This window comes from Pseudomonas sp. GW821-FHT02C04 (genome assembly GCF_059421845.1).
Genome location: NZ_JBWKVT010000002.1, coordinates 233,117 through 246,729 on the forward strand (window position 1 = coordinate 233,117; position 13,613 = coordinate 246,729).

Below are 13,613 nucleotides of genomic sequence, written 5' to 3' on the forward strand. Positions count from 1 at the left end.
ATGAACTCACGCCTTGTCCGTGGCGGGCGCTGCCGCCGCGGGCAAGGTGAACCCGGACACCGAACGCCGCAACTGGCTGGCCATTTTCGCCAGGTTGCCGATGCTTTCGGCGGTGGCCGTTGAGCCGGACGAGGTCTGCGAGGTGATCTGCTGGATCACGTTCATCGTCAGGGAAATCTGCCCGGCCGAAGACGTCTGCTGCTGCGCTGCGTTGGAAATGCTCTGGATCAGCGCCGCGAGGGTCTTGGACACGCCTTCGATTTCTTCCAGGGCCACACCGGCATCCTGCGCCAGCCGTGCGCCGCGCACCACTTCGGTGGTGGTCTGTTCCATGGAAATCACGGCTTCGTTGGTGTCGGTCTGGATCGCCCGTACCAGCGTCTCGATCTGCCGGGTCGCGGCGGACGAACGTTCGGCCAGCCGTTGCACTTCGTCGGCAACCACCGCAAAACCGCGCCCGGCGTCACCGGCCATCGACGCCTGAATCGCCGCGTTGAGCGCGAGGATGTTGGTCTGGTCGGCAATGTCGTCGATCAGGCTGACGATGTCGCCGATTTCCTGGGACGACTCGCCCAGACGCTTGATGCGTTTGGCGGTGTCCTGGATCTGTTCGCGGATGTTGTCCATGCCGTGGATAGTGTTGTGCACCACCTCGTTGCCCTTGTTGGCGATTTCTACCGAGCGCTCAGCCACCGCCGAGGATTCGGCGGCGTTGGCCGACACCTGATCGATGGACTGGGCCATATCGTTGATTGCAGTCGAGGCTTCGGAAATCTGCTGGGCCTGATGCTCCGACGCCTGGGCCAGGTGCATGGCGGTGGCCTGGGTTTCCTGCACCGCGGCGGCGACCTGGCCGGCAGTGAGGTTGATGGTGGCGACCAGATCGCGCAACTGGTCGACGGAATAGTTGATCGAGTCGGCGATGGTCCCGGTGAAGTCTTCGGTCACCGAGGCGGTCACCGTCAGGTCGCCGTCGGCGAGGTCTTCGATTTCATCCAGCAGACGCATGATCGCGTTCTGGTTGCGCTCGTTCTTCTCGGCGGTTTCCTGCAACTGCCGGTTGGTTTCCCGGACCATGACCATACCGATCAGGATGATCGACGCCAGCGCCAACAGGCCCAGCACGTAACCGCCGATGGTGTCGGTGTTGCGCCCGCCGGCGAGGTTCTCGAAACCGGTGGCCAGGTGCGAAGCTTCGTCGAGCAGGGTCTGCGACAGGCTGAAGATATTGGTGGCGGACTCGCGGACCTTGAACAGCTCCGGCGAGGTTTCGAGGATTTCATCCACCGAGCCGGAGACGAACTGGAACAGTTCGGAAATCTCGCTCAAGCGAGCCCGGGCGTCGCGGTCTTCGACCTGGCTGATCTTCAGTGTCGGGTTGCCTTGCAGCATGCCGTTCAACACCTGACCAAAACGCGCGGCATCACGACCGAAGGCATCGGCAGCCTGTTGCGAGTTTTCATCGCCGGAGAGCACGGTATTCACCGCGCCGAGAATCCGCTCGGCCAGCAGCGACTGACGCTGGGCCATCGCCACCTGCGCCGCCGGGGCGCCGCGTTGCAGGAGGATCTCGACGACTTTTTCGTATTCGATCTGCAACTGCGGCACGGTTTCGGCGAGGGTTGCGGCGACCTGATGCAGCGACAGCACGGTCTGTTCGCTGGACAGGATGGCGTCGGTGTTTTTCAGCAGGCGTTCCCAGTCCAGCTGCACGGCGCGCATTTCCGGGCGCACGGTGGACGGTGCCGGCGGCAGGCCGGTGGCCGGGTCGCCCTTCTTCAGGTAACCCCAGCGCTGGGCGAAGTCGTTGCGCGCATCGCTGAGCAGCTTGAACGCGGCCGACTTGCCGGCCGCCGCTTCGGTGGCGTTCTTGGCGATCCGCTGCGACAGCACCCGTAGCTCACCGGCATGGCCGATGTACTGCTTGTCGTAATTGGCCTGGGTGTTGAGGTAAGCGAAGTTGGCGAACAGCAGCATGATGAACACGATCAGCGCGATGAACAGCACGATGATCTGCGAGCGGCTGCGCGAGCCTTCTGCGGGCTTGCTGGTTTTTGCTTTGATCATCGGTCCTCGCCTGTTAAACCGCGACGTGCATGAAACTCGGTGACTGCGCCAGCGCAAACAGGCTGAACACTCGCCAGTTCTGCTCGCGTCGGAAATACCCTTTGACGAACTCGCCCTTGGAGCCTTGCCGCTTACGGATCGAGACGGGTTCGAAGCTGTCTTGCTCGAAGTGCTGCAAGCCGAAAACCTCATCGACCAGCACACCGGCAAAAACGTCCTGATGCTCCACTACCAATACCCGCCGCTGCTTGCGCATGGGTGACAACTCATGGCCGAAGAATCCGCACAGGTCCATGATCGGCAACAACCGTCCGCGCAGATTGGCGACGCCCTTGACCCAGGGCTTTACCCCCGGCAATTGGGTGAAACGCGGTTCGGGCAGCACTTCGCTGACTTCGCCCATGGGCGCGACGTACCAGTGCTCGCCCAGACGAAAGCCGATGCCGCTCCAGCGATCCTGGCGCGCCGGTTGCGACGGCAGGTCCGCCGCCAGCAGGCGACAGCGCTGGTCGATCTGCCACAACAGTTCGAACGCGGTCAGCGACTCGCTCATGGCGGCGCGATCAACCGGCCAGCACGTTGTTCAGGGTCTTGATCAGCGTGTCTTCGTCGACCGGTTTGGTCAGGTAATCCTTGGCGCCCTGGCGAGTGCCCCAGACCTTGTCGGTTTCCTGATCCTTGGTGGTAATGATGATGACCGGGATGTGGCTGGTTTCAGCGTCCTTGGTCAATTGGCGGGTCGCCTGGAAACCGTTGAGGCCGGGCATGACGATGTCCATCAGCACCGCGTCGGGTTTTTCCTGACGGGCCAGGGCCACGCCGTCGGCGCCGTTTTCGGCTTTCAACACTTCGTGGCCGTGCTTTTCCAGCATGCCGGTCAGTTTGTACATTTCGGTCGGCGAATCATCGACGATCAGAATACGTGCCATGGTCTTCCCCATTTTTCTTGTCGACACCGGGCCCGCTGGCCGAGCGTCACTGTGCGTGTCTTACTGCGGCAAATCAGCGGTAAAGCCCGGAACATGGGCCGCAATCGCGTCGAGCAGTTCTTCCTTGCTGAAAGGCTTGGTCAAAAATTGATCGGAACCGACAATCCGCCCCTTGGCCTTGTCGAACAGCCCGTCGCGGGACGACAGCATGATCACCGGCGTTGCCTTGAAAGCACTGTTGTTCTTGATTAAAGCGCAGGTCTGATAACCATCCAGACGCGGCATCATGATGTCGACAAAAATGATCCCGGGGTGGTTGTCGGCGATCTTCGCCAGGGCGTCGAAACCGTCGATCGCCGTGATGACTTCGCACCCTGCATTTTTCAACAGGGTCTCGGCGGTGCGACGAATCGTTTTCGAGTCGTCGATCACCATGACCTTCAAGGCGCTGGACTGCTGTTCCATAAGGGGGCTCTACCGTCGCCTTTGCGAATCAATTTGTCCGTTTTGCGATGCGTAATGGCCGGAAACCCTTGATGCTTAAGGGCCAGCACGATATGGCAGCCTTTTTAGCACAGTCTCCTGATCCAATCTATCGACGGGTTTTTCCTTGACCGAAAACCCGCCCGGAGCCACTCTGGCGGCACTTTTTTCATACCGATCCGGTAGCCAATTTTCGAGGAAAACCCAATGAGCGTTCGCGTCGGGATAGTCATGGACCCAATCGCCAGCATTTCCTATAAAAAGGATAGCTCGCTGGCCATGCTGCTGGCGGCGCAGAAGCGCGGCTGGGAACTGTTCTATATGGAACAGCAGGACCTTTATCAGGGCGAAGGTCAGGCACGAGCGCGGATGAAGCCGCTGAAAGTCTTCGCCAACCCGGAAAAATGGTTCGAACTGGGCGCCGAACAGGATCTGCCGCTGAGCGACCTGAACGTGATCCTGATGCGCAAGGATCCGCCGTTCGACATGGAGTTCGTCTACTCCACCTACCTGCTCGAACAGGCCGAAGCCGCCGGCGTACTGGTGGTCAACAAGCCGCAGAGCCTGCGCGACTGCAATGAAAAACTGTTCGCCACGCTGTTCCCGCAGTGCACGCCGCCAACCGTGGTCAGCCGCCGCGCCGACGTGCTGCGCGAATTCGCGGCCAAACACGGCGACGTGATCCTCAAGCCGCTGGACGGCATGGGCGGTACTTCGATCTTCCGTCACCGCGTCGGCGACCCGAACCTGTCGGTGATTCTGGAAACCCTGACCGCCCTCGGCACCCAGCAGATCATGGGCCAGGCCTACCTGCCGGCGATCAAGGACGGCGACAAACGCATTCTGATGATCGACGGCGAGCCGGTGGATTACTGCCTGGCGCGGATTCCGGCCCAGGGCGAAACACGCGGCAACCTCGCCGCCGGCGGCCGTGGCGAAGCCCGTCCGTTGACCGACAAGGATCGCTGGATCGCCGCTCAGGTCGGCCCGACCTTGCGCGAGAAGGGCCTGCTGTTCGTCGGCCTGGATGTGATCGGTGAGCACCTGACCGAAATCAACGTCACCAGCCCGACCTGCATCCGCGAGATCGACAATGCGTTCGGCACCGACATCGGCGGCCTGCTGATGGATGCCATCGAGAAAAAGCTGCAAGCTTGATGTGTGTCACATGCAGCCTGTCGCTTGATGCTTGAAGCCCAAGGCGAGAAACCAACATTGCGTTATCATGCGCGGCCTGTGAAAAACGCGATGTTGGTTTTCTTGTCATGACACTTCCGTCCGATCTGCCCGCTGAACTCGCCCATAAAGGCGTGCGCCCGGTCGATCGCCTCGGATTTACCCTGTTTCTCGCGGCGCTGATCCATTTGGCGCTGCTGCTCGGCGTGGGTTTCACCATGGTCGAGCCCAAGCAGATCAGCAAAACCCTGGAAATCACCCTCGCCACCTTCAAGAGCGAAACCAAGCCCAAGAAGGCCGATTTCCTCGCCCAGGAAAACCAGGAAGGCAGCGGCACCCTCGACAAGAAGGCGATCCCCAAGACCACCGAGGTCGCGCCGTTCCAGGACAATCAGGTCAAGAAAGTCACTCCGCCGCCGGCCGCCAAGCCGGAAGTGCAGGAAGCGGCGCCCAAGGCGGCCGTGACCACCGTCGCGCCGAAACCGAAAAAGGCGCCGACCAAGAAAGAAGAAGCCAAGACCGAGACCAAACCGACGGTCGACGCCCCGACTTTCGACAGCTCGCAGCTCTCCAGCGATATCGCCAGCCTCGAAGCCGAACTGGCCAACGAACAACAGCTGTACGCCAAGCGCCCGCGCATCCACCGCCTGAGCGCGGCTTCGACCATGCGCGACAAGGGCGCCTGGTACAAGGACGAATGGCGCAAGAAGGTCGAGCGCATCGGCAACCTCAATTACCCCGACGAAGCCCGTCGCCAACAGATCTACGGCAATCTGCGCCTGATGGTGTCGATCAACCGCGACGGCTCGCTGTATGAAGTGCTGGTGCTGGAATCCTCCGGCCAGCCGCTGCTGGATCAGGCAGCGCAGCGCATCGTGCGTCTGGCGGCACCGTTTGCACCGTTTACCGGGGATCTGTCGGACATCGACCGACTGGAAATCATCCGCACCTGGAAATTCGCCCGGGGCGACCGGTTGTCCAGCAACTGAGCCGATCTTTTGACCGCTCCAGCTTGTCAGTTCGCCCCCCGAACGCCACACTACCGCACATGAAAAACGTCAGCCCCAGCTACCTCAAGCATCACTTCCTGATCGCCATGCCACACATGGCCGACCCGAACTTTGCCCACACCTTGACCTACATCGTCGAGCACACGGCCAATGGGGCCATGGGGCTGGTGGTCAACCGACCGCAAGAGCTGAATCTGGCCGACATCCTCGAGCAGTTGCGCCCGGACATCGATCCGCCAGCGCTGTGCCAGCATGTGCCGATCTTCATCGGCGGCCCGGTGCAGACCGATCGCGGTTTCGTGCTGCACCCGGCAGGCAAGACCTTCCAGGCCACCGTCGAACTGGAAGGCGAGCTGGCACTGTCCACTTCGCAAGACGTGCTGTTCGCCATCGCTGACGGCGTCGGCCCGGCGAAAAGCCTGATCGCCCTCGGTTACGCCGGCTGGGAAGCCGGGCAACTGGAAGCTGAAATGGCCGACAACGCCTGGCTGACCTGCCCGTACGACGCCGACATCCTGTTCAACACCAGCAGCGAGCTGCGTCTGGAAGCGGCGGCCAAGCACTTGGGGATCAACCTCAATCTGCTGACCAGCCAGGCAGGGCACGCCTGATGGCCCTGCGCCTGATCCTCGGCTTCGACTACGGCACCAAACAGATCGGCGTGGCGGTTGGCCAGGTGATTACCGGCCAGGCCCGCGAACTGTGCACCTTGAAGGCGCAAAACGGTGTGCCGGACTGGAATCAGGTCGAAGCGCTTATAAAGGAATGGAAACCCGACGCCGTGGTGGTCGGCCTGCCGCTGAACATGGACGGCACGCCCAGCGAGATGTGCCTGCGCGCCGAGAAGTTCGCCCGTCGCCTCAACGGCCGCTACAACCTGCCCTTCTATACCCACGACGAACGCCTGACGACCTTTGAAGCCAAAGGCGAACGACTGGTGCGCGGCGGGCAGAAAGGCAGTTACCGCGACAACCCGGTGGACGCCATCGCCGCCGCCCTGCTGCTGCAAGGCTGGCTCGACGAAAACACCGCACTATTTGAATCCTGACAAGCGCTACGGCGCTTTTCTTTTGGTTACAACCCGAGCCTCGGTTCGCGAGAACCGGCTCGACCCCAAGAAGGAGCAACCATGAGCCTGCCCAATCCCGCCGATCTGATCAGCCAGATGGCGACCCGCCTCAAGGCGCACCTTGCCCAGCGTGATATCAGCGAACCGCGTTACATCGGCATCCGCACCGGCGGCGTCTGGGTCGCCCAGGCCCTGCTCGAAGAGCTGGGCAGCGATGCGCCATTGGGCACGCTGGATGTTTCCTTCTATCGCGACGACTTCAGCCAGAACGGCCTGCACCCGCAAGTGCGCCCGTCCGCCCTGCCCTTCGAAATCGAAGGCCAGCATCTGGTGCTGATCGACGACGTACTGATGAGCGGCCGCACCATCCGCGCCGCCATGAACGAACTGTTCGACTACGGCCGCCCGGCCAGCGTGACGCTGGTCTGCCTGCTGGACCTGGACGCCGGCGAACTGCCGATCCGCCCGAACGTGGTCGGCGCAACGCTGTCGCTCGCCCCCCACGAACGCGTGAAGCTGTCCGGCCCGGAACTGGCCCTCGAACTGCAAGACCTCGCCCTTTAATCCGCCCTATTGAGAGTCCCCTTCGCGATGACGCCTCTAGATACCAAGCGCCCGCTGCAGCTCAATGATCAGGGCCAGCTGCGCCACTTCCTCTCGCTCGACGGCCTGCGCCGTGAGTTGCTGACGGAAATCCTCGACACCGCCGACTCGTTCCTCGAAGTCGGTGCCCGGGCCGTGAAGAAGGTCCCGTTGCTGCGCGGCAAGACCGTGTGCAACGTGTTCTTCGAAAACTCCACCCGCACCCGCACCACCTTCGAACTGGCGGCCCAGCGGCTGTCTGCGGACGTGATCACCCTGAACGTATCGACTTCGTCGGCCAGCAAGGGCGAAACTCTGCTCGACACCCTGCGCAACCTCGAAGCCATGGCCGCCGACATGTTCGTCGTGCGCCACGGTGACTCGGGCGCCGCGCACTTCATTGCCGAACATGTCTGCCCGCAAGTGGCGATCATCAACGGCGGCGACGGCCGTCACGCCCACCCGACCCAGGGCATGCTCGACATGCTGACCATCCGTCGGCACAAGGGCAGCTTCGAAAACCTCTCGGTGGCCATCGTCGGCGACATCCTGCACTCGCGGGTGGCGCGCTCGAACATGCTCGCCCTGAAGACCCTCGGCTGCCCGGACATCCGCGTGATCGCGCCGAAGACCCTGCTGCCGATCGGCATCGAGCAATACGGCGTGAAGGTCTACACCGACATGACCGAAGGCCTGAAAGATGTCGACGTGGTGATCATGCTGCGCCTGCAGCGTGAGCGCATGACCGGCGGCCTGCTGCCGAGTGAGGGTGAGTTCTACCGCCTGTTCGGCCTGACCACCGCGCGCCTGGCCGGCGCCAAGCCCGATTGCATCGTCATGCACCCGGGGCCGATCAACCGCGGCGTGGAGATCGAGTCGGCGGTGGCCGACGGCCCGCACTCGGTGATCCTCAATCAAGTCACCTACGGCATCGCGATCCGTATGGCCGTGCTGTCGATGGCCATGAGCGGACAAACAGCGCAGCGCCAATTCGAGCAGGAGAACGCCCAGTGAAGCTCAGCATTCTCAGCGCCCGCGTCATCGATCCAAGCAGCGGCCTGGATCAAATCACCGATATTCACGTTGAAGCCTGCAAGATCGTCGCCCTCGGCGCCGCACCGGCCGGTTTCACCGCCCTCGAAACCATCGACGCCCAAGGCCTTGTCGCCGCTCCAGGCCTCGTAGACCTGAACGTCGCCCTGCGCGAGCCGGGCTACAGCCGCAAAGGCACCATCGCCAGCGAAACCCGCGCGGCTGCGGCCGGTGGCGTGACCAGCCTGTGCTGCCCGCCGAAAACCAAACCGGTGCTCGACACCTCCGCCGTGGCCGAGCTGATCCTCGACCGCGCCCGCGAGGCCGGCAACACCAAGGTGTTCCCGATCGGCGCCCTGAGCAAAGGTCTGGACGGCGAGCAGTTGGCCGAGCTGGTGGCCCTGCGCGACGCCGGTTGCGTGGCGTTCGGCAACGGCCTGGAAAGTTTCCGCAACACCCGCACCCTGTGCCGGGCGCTGGATTACGCGGCGACCTTCGACCTGACGGTGATTTTCAACTCGCAGGATCACGACCTGGCCGACGGCGGCCTGGCCCACGAAGGCGCCACCGCCAGTTTCCTCGGTCTGCCGGGCATTCCGGAAACCGCTGAAACCGTGGCCCTGGCCCGTGACCTGCTGCTGGTCGAGCAGACCGGCGTGCGTGCGCACTTCAGCCAGCTCACCAGCGCTCGCGGTGTGGCCCTGATCGCTCAGGCCCAGGCCCGTGGCCTGAAAGTCACGGCGGATGTCGCCCTGTATCAGCTGATCCTGACGGATGAAGCGCTGATCGATTTCAGCAGCCTGTATCACGTACAACCGCCGCTGCGCACCCGCGCCGACCGTGATGGTTTGCGTGAGGCAGTGAAGTCCGGCGTGGTCTCGGCGATTTCCAGCCATCACCAGCCCCATGAGCGCGACGCCAAACTGGCGCCATTCGGCGCGACCGAACCGGGCATCAGCAGCGTCGAGCTGTTGCTGCCGCTGGCGATGACGCTGGTAGAGGATGGTCTGCTGGACCTGCCGACCCTGCTCTCACGCCTGAGCGCCGGCCCGGCCGAGGCCCTGCGCCTGCCGGCGGGCAAACTGGCGGTGGGTGGCGCGGCGGATATCGTGCTGTTCGATCCGAAGGCCTCGACCGTGGCCGGTGAGACCTGGCTGTCGAAGGGCGAGAACTGCCCGTTCCTCGGTCATAGTCTGCCAGGCGTGGTGCGTTACACGTTGGTGGATGGCCGGATCAGCTACCAGGCATAAAAAATGGCGAGGGAGCTTGCTCCCTCGCCACACTTTATTACTGGAATGCGCCGCGATTCTGCGCGTTACGCACCGACACCTGATCGTTCAGCGTCCAGAAGTCATACAGCACGCCAATAAAGAACAATCCGCCGGTCAGCAGGTACAGCAAGCCTGTGATCCACTTGCCCTGGTACATCCGGTGCACGCCGAACACCCCGAGGAACGTCAGCAGGATCCACGCCACGTTGTATTCGATCGGCCCCGCAGCAAATCGCAGGTCCGCTTCCCGATCCATCGCCGGGATCAGGAACACGTCGATCAGCCAGCCGATCCCCAGCAGCCCGAAGGTGAAAAACCAGATCGTTCCGGTCACGGGCTTGCCGTAATAGAAGCGGTGAGAACCGGTAAAACCGAAGATCCACAGCAGGTAACCGATCACTTTGCTATGGGTGTCTTTTTCCTTCACACGGGGTAGCTGATAGCTGTTCATGAAGACCTCGATTCACACGATAGATAAATATTCTTTAATTCTTTGTGACTTTTTTACAGGTAGCCGACGTACGGCAAATGCTACCGTGTGTTCCGTCAAAGCCTTATAGCACCTGACTTCTGTCCGACAATTGCGTCTATTTGCCGCTTGTTTGGTTCCGTTGCCCGCCTTTTGAATCGACCAACGGCCTCGGAAGGGACAAAAAAGCTGTTATAAAGTTGCGCGCTAACACATAAGAGCCCTGCCTAATGCGTCCATTTTTCAAGACATGGCTAACCATTTGCCTATTAATGCCACTGGCCGCCCACGCCACCAATCGTGAGCAACGTCTTCCCAACGTCAACGGCTTCACCCCTAAATCCCATGCCTCTGCTCCTTCGAACAAAGGCAAGCAAACGAAACACACCACGCTCGCCAGCAAGAGTCACGGCAAGCTGGTCCCACCGATGGCGAACAAGGAAAGCAGCAACGTCCTCAGTCGCGCGGTGAACGTCCTCGGTACACCTTACCGTTGGGGCGGCAGCAGCCCAAGTAAAGGCTTCGATTGCAGCGGCCTGGTGAAATACGCGTTCAACGACGCGACTTTCGACCTGCCCCGCACCTCGAATGCCATGGCCAGCGGCCACGGCGAGAAAGTCGAGCGCAAGGATCTCAAGCCTGGCGACCTGATTTTCTTCAACATCAAGAGCCGTCGGGTCAATCACGTTGCCATCTACCTGGGCAACGACCGCTTCATCCACGCGCCGCGTCGTGGTAAAGCGGTGAGTATCGATACGCTGAACAAGCCGTATTGGGAACAGCATTACGTGGTAGCCAAGCGCGTGCTGCCGAAAGAACCGGGTGGCAAGCAGATGCGCGTGGTTCAGCGCTGATCTGTACAGATCATAAAAAACGCAGCCCTCGGGCTGCGTTTTTTTTCGTCCTTAGAAATTATCCGGTGTCCGCGCCTTCTCCCGCGCATGTTCGCGACTGATCAGGCCCTTGGTCACCAGATCCTTCAGGCACATGTCGAGCGTCTGCATCCCCAGCGACCCGCCGGTCTGGATCGCCGAATACATCTGCGCCACCTTGTCCTCGCGGATCAGGTTACGGATCGCCGACGTGCCGAGCATGATCTCGTGCGCCGCCACCCGGCCGCCGCCGATCTTCTTGATCAGCGTCTGCGACACCACGGCCAGCAGCGACTCGGACAACATCGAACGCACCATCGACTTCTCATCCCCCGGGAACACGTCCACCACCCGGTCGATGGTCTTGGCCGCCGACGTGGTGTGCAGCGTTCCGAACACCAGGTGCCCGGTCTCGGCGGCGGTCAGTGCCAGGCGGATGGTTTCCAGATCGCGCATCTCGCCCACCAGGATCACGTCCGGATCCTCGCGCAATGCCGAACGCAGGGCCGTGGCGAAACTGCGGGTATCGCGGTGAACCTCACGCTGATTGATCAGGCATTTGCGCGATTCGTGAACGAATTCAATGGGGTCTTCGATGGTCAGGATGTGGTGATGGCGATGGGTGTTGAGGTAATCGATCATCGCCGCGAGGGTGGTGGATTTGCCGGAACCGGTCGGCCCCGTCACCAGCACCAGCCCGCGCGGGGCGTCGGTGATCTTGCGAAAGACATCGCCCATGGCGAGGTCTTCCATGCTCAGCACTTTCGACGGAATGGTGCGGAACACCGCGCCGGCGCCACGGTTCTGGTTGAAGGCGTTGACCCGAAAACGCGCCACGCCGGGCACTTCGAAGGAAAAGTCGGTTTCCAGATGTTTCTCGAACTCCACCCGCTGGGTGTCGTTCATGATGTCGTAGATCAGCTCATGCACCTGCTTGTGATCCAGCGCCGGCAGATTGATCCGTCGCACATCGCCATCCACGCGGATCATCGGCGGCAGTCCGGCCGACAGGTGCAGGTCGGAAGCGCCCTGTTTGGCGCTGAAGGCCAGCAGTTCAGTGATATCCATAGCGTTCCTCAATTCCAGTAGAATGCCGCGAACCTACAGACCGCTGGCGCCTCTTGATGTCCACGATAGCAGACAACATCTCACTGGTTAGTTCGCGCATTCAGGCAGCCGTCAAAGCCGCAGGCCGCGATGAAAACAGCGTCCAGCTGCTGGCCGTGAGCAAGACCAAACCGGCCGAAGCCCTGCGCGAAGCGTACGCCGCCGGCCTGCGCGACTTTGGCGAGAACTACCTGCAGGAAGCCCTGGGCAAACAGCTCGAACTGGCCGACCTGCCCTTGATCTGGCACTTCATCGGCCCCATTCAGTCGAACAAGACCCGCTCGATTGCCGAGCACTTCGCCTGGGTGCACTCCGTGGATCGCCTGAAAATCGCCCAACGCCTGTCCGAGCAACGCCCGGCGGATCTGCCGCCACTGAACATCTGCATTCAGGTCAACGTCAGCGGTGAAGCCAGCAAGTCCGGCTGCACCCCGCAAGACCTGCCGGCCCTCGCCCAGGCCATCAGCGCGCTGCCGCGTCTGAAACTGCGCGGGTTGATGGCGATTCCCGAGCCGACCGACGATCGCGCCGAGCAAGACGCCGCATTCGCCGCTGTTCAGAAGCTGCAGGCCAGCCTCGATCTGCCGCTCGACACACTTTCCATGGGCATGAGCCACGACCTCGAGTCGGCCATTGCCCAGGGCGCCACCTGGGTCCGTATCGGTACGGCCCTGTTTGGCGCTCGCGACTACTCCCAATCTTGATGATTTCCAGATAAGGACCTGACATGAGCAACACGCGTATTGCCTTTATCGGTGCCGGCAACATGGCCGCCAGCCTGATCGGCGGCCTGCGGGCCAAGGGTCTGGAAGCCGCATCGATCCGCGCCAGCGATCCGGGCGAAGAGACCCGCAACCGGGTCAGCGCCGAGCACGGCATCGAAACCTTCGCCGACAACGCCCAGGCCATCGACGGTGCCGACGTTGTCGTGCTGGCGGTCAAGCCACAGGCCATGAAAGCCGTGTGCGAAGCGATCCGCCCGAGCCTGAAACCGAATCAACTGGTGGTGTCCATCGCAGCCGGCATCACCTGCGCCAGCATGACCGCGTGGCTCGGCGAGCAGCCAATCGTGCGCTGCATGCCCAACACTCCGGCTCTGCTGCGTCAGGGCGTGAGCGGTCTGTACGCCACCAGTGAAGTGAGCGCCGAACAGCGCCAGCAGGCTGAAGAGCTGCTGTCCGCCGTGGGCATCGCCCTGTGGCTGAACGAAGAGCAACAACTGGACGCGGTCACCGCCGTCTCCGGTTCCGGCCCGGCGTATTTCTTCCTGCTGATCGAAGCCATGACCGCTGCCGGCGTCAAACTCGGTCTTCCGAAGGAAACTGCCGAGCGACTGACCCTGCAAACCGCGCTGGGCGCCGCGCACATGGCCGTGTCCAGCGACGCCGACGCCGCCGAACTGCGCCGCCGCGTGACCTCGCCAGCGGGCACCACGGAAGCGGCGATCAAATCGTTCCAGGCCGGCGGCTTCGAAGCCCTGGTGGAAAAAGCACTCGGCGCCGCCGCGCACCGCTCGGCCGAGATGGCCGAACAACTGGGCAAATAA

At 62.1% G+C, this 13,613-nt stretch carries 16 protein-coding genes; 10 read left to right on the forward strand and 6 right to left on the reverse strand.

Features of this window, described 5'->3' with window-relative positions:
* Window positions 1-6: 6 nt before the first annotated feature.
* The 4 genes from AC07VV_RS09110 to pilG are packed head-to-tail and all read right to left on the reverse strand — an operon-like array spanning window position 7 to window position 3,461.
* Window positions 7-2,067 (reverse strand): methyl-accepting chemotaxis protein, encoded by a 2,061-nt coding sequence (locus tag AC07VV_RS09110; RefSeq protein ID WP_096817628.1) that lies wholly within the window; start codon window positions 2,065-2,067, stop codon window positions 7-9.
* Between the two features lie 13 nt (window positions 2,068-2,080).
* Window positions 2,081-2,620 carry a chemotaxis protein CheW gene (locus AC07VV_RS09115; protein WP_085731577.1) on the reverse strand — a complete coding sequence of 180 codons (540 nt, stop codon included), beginning with the start codon at window positions 2,618-2,620 and terminating at the stop codon, window positions 2,081-2,083.
* 10 nt (window positions 2,621-2,630) lie between these two features.
* Complete coding sequence (gene pilH / locus AC07VV_RS09120; RefSeq protein WP_007953328.1) at window positions 2,631-2,996, reverse strand: twitching motility response regulator PilH; 366 nt, start codon at window positions 2,994-2,996, stop codon at window positions 2,631-2,633.
* Window positions 2,997-3,056: 60 nt separating this feature from the next.
* A complete protein-coding gene (gene pilG / locus AC07VV_RS09125; protein WP_096817626.1) occupies window positions 3,057-3,461 on the reverse strand; it encodes a twitching motility response regulator PilG in 405 nt (134 codons plus the stop codon).
* A 225-nt stretch (window positions 3,462-3,686) separates the two neighbouring features.
* Here pilG and gshB point away from each other — a divergent pair, with 225 nt between their 5' ends.
* From gshB to AC07VV_RS09160, 7 genes are all read left to right on the forward strand, one after another.
* On the forward strand, window positions 3,687-4,637 hold the full coding sequence (gene gshB, locus AC07VV_RS09130; protein WP_495036050.1) for a glutathione synthase: 951 nt from the start codon (window positions 3,687-3,689) through the stop codon (window positions 4,635-4,637).
* Window positions 4,638-4,744: 107 nt separating this feature from the next.
* Window positions 4,745-5,644, forward strand: coding sequence for an energy transducer TonB (locus tag AC07VV_RS09135; protein WP_273539168.1), 900 nt, complete (start codon window positions 4,745-4,747; stop codon window positions 5,642-5,644).
* 59 nt (window positions 5,645-5,703) lie between these two features.
* On the forward strand, window positions 5,704-6,276 hold the full coding sequence (locus AC07VV_RS09140; RefSeq protein WP_096817620.1) for a YqgE/AlgH family protein: 573 nt from the start codon (window positions 5,704-5,706) through the stop codon (window positions 6,274-6,276).
* Window positions 6,276-6,713, forward strand: coding sequence for a Holliday junction resolvase RuvX (gene ruvX / locus AC07VV_RS09145; RefSeq protein WP_096817618.1), 438 nt, complete (start codon window positions 6,276-6,278; stop codon window positions 6,711-6,713). The genes AC07VV_RS09140 and ruvX overlap by 1 nt, the downstream gene beginning before the upstream one ends.
* An 81-nt stretch (window positions 6,714-6,794) precedes the next feature.
* The gene (pyrR, locus tag AC07VV_RS09150; RefSeq protein WP_096817616.1) at window positions 6,795-7,298 is read left to right on the forward strand and encodes a bifunctional pyr operon transcriptional regulator/uracil phosphoribosyltransferase PyrR; all 504 of its coding nucleotides are present in this window, start codon (window positions 6,795-6,797) and stop codon (window positions 7,296-7,298) included.
* Window positions 7,299-7,325: 27 nt separating this feature from the next.
* Window positions 7,326-8,330, forward strand: coding sequence for an aspartate carbamoyltransferase catalytic subunit (locus AC07VV_RS09155; protein WP_095164512.1), 1,005 nt, complete (start codon window positions 7,326-7,328; stop codon window positions 8,328-8,330).
* Window positions 8,327-9,598: a dihydroorotase gene (locus AC07VV_RS09160; RefSeq protein WP_495036051.1), complete on the forward strand. Its 1,272-nt coding sequence runs from the start codon at window positions 8,327-8,329 to the stop codon at window positions 9,596-9,598. The genes AC07VV_RS09155 and AC07VV_RS09160 overlap by 4 nt, the downstream gene beginning before the upstream one ends.
* A 37-nt stretch (window positions 9,599-9,635) precedes the next feature.
* Here AC07VV_RS09160 and AC07VV_RS09165 read toward each other — a convergent pair whose 3' ends face one another.
* Window positions 9,636-10,070 (reverse strand): NINE protein, encoded by a 435-nt coding sequence (locus tag AC07VV_RS09165; RefSeq protein WP_493070119.1) that lies wholly within the window; start codon window positions 10,068-10,070, stop codon window positions 9,636-9,638.
* A gap of 248 nt (window positions 10,071-10,318) precedes the next feature.
* Between AC07VV_RS09165 and AC07VV_RS09170 the strand changes: the two genes are divergently transcribed.
* A complete protein-coding gene (locus tag AC07VV_RS09170; RefSeq protein ID WP_096817610.1) occupies window positions 10,319-10,942 on the forward strand; it encodes a C40 family peptidase in 624 nt (207 codons plus the stop codon).
* A 51-nt stretch (window positions 10,943-10,993) separates the two neighbouring features.
* On the opposite strand, the gene AC07VV_RS09175 is transcribed toward AC07VV_RS09170, so the two are convergent.
* Window positions 10,994-12,028, reverse strand: a complete 1,035-nt coding sequence (locus AC07VV_RS09175) for a type IV pilus twitching motility protein PilT (RefSeq protein ID WP_114886090.1) — start codon at window positions 12,026-12,028, stop codon at window positions 10,994-10,996.
* Window positions 12,029-12,084: 56 nt separating this feature from the next.
* On the opposite strand from AC07VV_RS09175, the gene AC07VV_RS09180 reads away from it, so the two are divergent.
* Window positions 12,085-12,771, forward strand: coding sequence for a YggS family pyridoxal phosphate-dependent enzyme (locus tag AC07VV_RS09180; protein WP_495036052.1), 687 nt, complete (start codon window positions 12,085-12,087; stop codon window positions 12,769-12,771).
* A gap of 23 nt (window positions 12,772-12,794) precedes the next feature.
* On the forward strand, window positions 12,795-13,613 hold the full coding sequence (gene proC, locus AC07VV_RS09185; protein ID WP_495036053.1) for a pyrroline-5-carboxylate reductase: 819 nt from the start codon (window positions 12,795-12,797) through the stop codon (window positions 13,611-13,613).

What these genes read in the sequence shown, in the direction of transcription:
- pilH (WP_007953328.1), bottom strand. Translation starts at nt 2,996, where the DNA reads ATGGCACGTATTCTGATCGTCGATGATTCGCCGACCGAAATGTACAAA.
- AC07VV_RS09170 (WP_096817610.1), top strand. Translation starts at nt 10,319, where the DNA reads ATGCGTCCATTTTTCAAGACATGGCTAACCATTTGCCTATTAATGCCA.
- AC07VV_RS09165 (WP_493070119.1), bottom strand. Translation starts at nt 10,070, where the DNA reads ATGAACAGCTATCAGCTACCCCGTGTGAAGGAAAAAGACACCCATAGC.
- ruvX (WP_096817618.1), top strand. Translation starts at nt 6,276, where the DNA reads ATGGCCCTGCGCCTGATCCTCGGCTTCGACTACGGCACCAAACAGATC.
- AC07VV_RS09180 (WP_495036052.1), top strand. Translation starts at nt 12,085, where the DNA reads ATGTCCACGATAGCAGACAACATCTCACTGGTTAGTTCGCGCATTCAG.
- proC (WP_495036053.1), top strand. Translation starts at nt 12,795, where the DNA reads ATGAGCAACACGCGTATTGCCTTTATCGGTGCCGGCAACATGGCCGCC.
- AC07VV_RS09115 (WP_085731577.1), bottom strand. Translation starts at nt 2,620, where the DNA reads ATGAGCGAGTCGCTGACCGCGTTCGAACTGTTGTGGCAGATCGACCAG.
- AC07VV_RS09175 (WP_114886090.1), bottom strand. Translation starts at nt 12,028, where the DNA reads ATGGATATCACTGAACTGCTGGCCTTCAGCGCCAAACAGGGCGCTTCC.
- gshB (WP_495036050.1), top strand. Translation starts at nt 3,687, where the DNA reads ATGAGCGTTCGCGTCGGGATAGTCATGGACCCAATCGCCAGCATTTCC.
- pilG (WP_096817626.1), bottom strand. Translation starts at nt 3,461, where the DNA reads ATGGAACAGCAGTCCAGCGCCTTGAAGGTCATGGTGATCGACGACTCG.
- pyrR (WP_096817616.1), top strand. Translation starts at nt 6,795, where the DNA reads ATGAGCCTGCCCAATCCCGCCGATCTGATCAGCCAGATGGCGACCCGC.
- AC07VV_RS09135 (WP_273539168.1), top strand. Translation starts at nt 4,745, where the DNA reads ATGACACTTCCGTCCGATCTGCCCGCTGAACTCGCCCATAAAGGCGTG.
- AC07VV_RS09155 (WP_095164512.1), top strand. Translation starts at nt 7,326, where the DNA reads ATGACGCCTCTAGATACCAAGCGCCCGCTGCAGCTCAATGATCAGGGC.
- AC07VV_RS09110 (WP_096817628.1), bottom strand. Translation starts at nt 2,067, where the DNA reads ATGATCAAAGCAAAAACCAGCAAGCCCGCAGAAGGCTCGCGCAGCCGC.
- AC07VV_RS09140 (WP_096817620.1), top strand. Translation starts at nt 5,704, where the DNA reads ATGAAAAACGTCAGCCCCAGCTACCTCAAGCATCACTTCCTGATCGCC.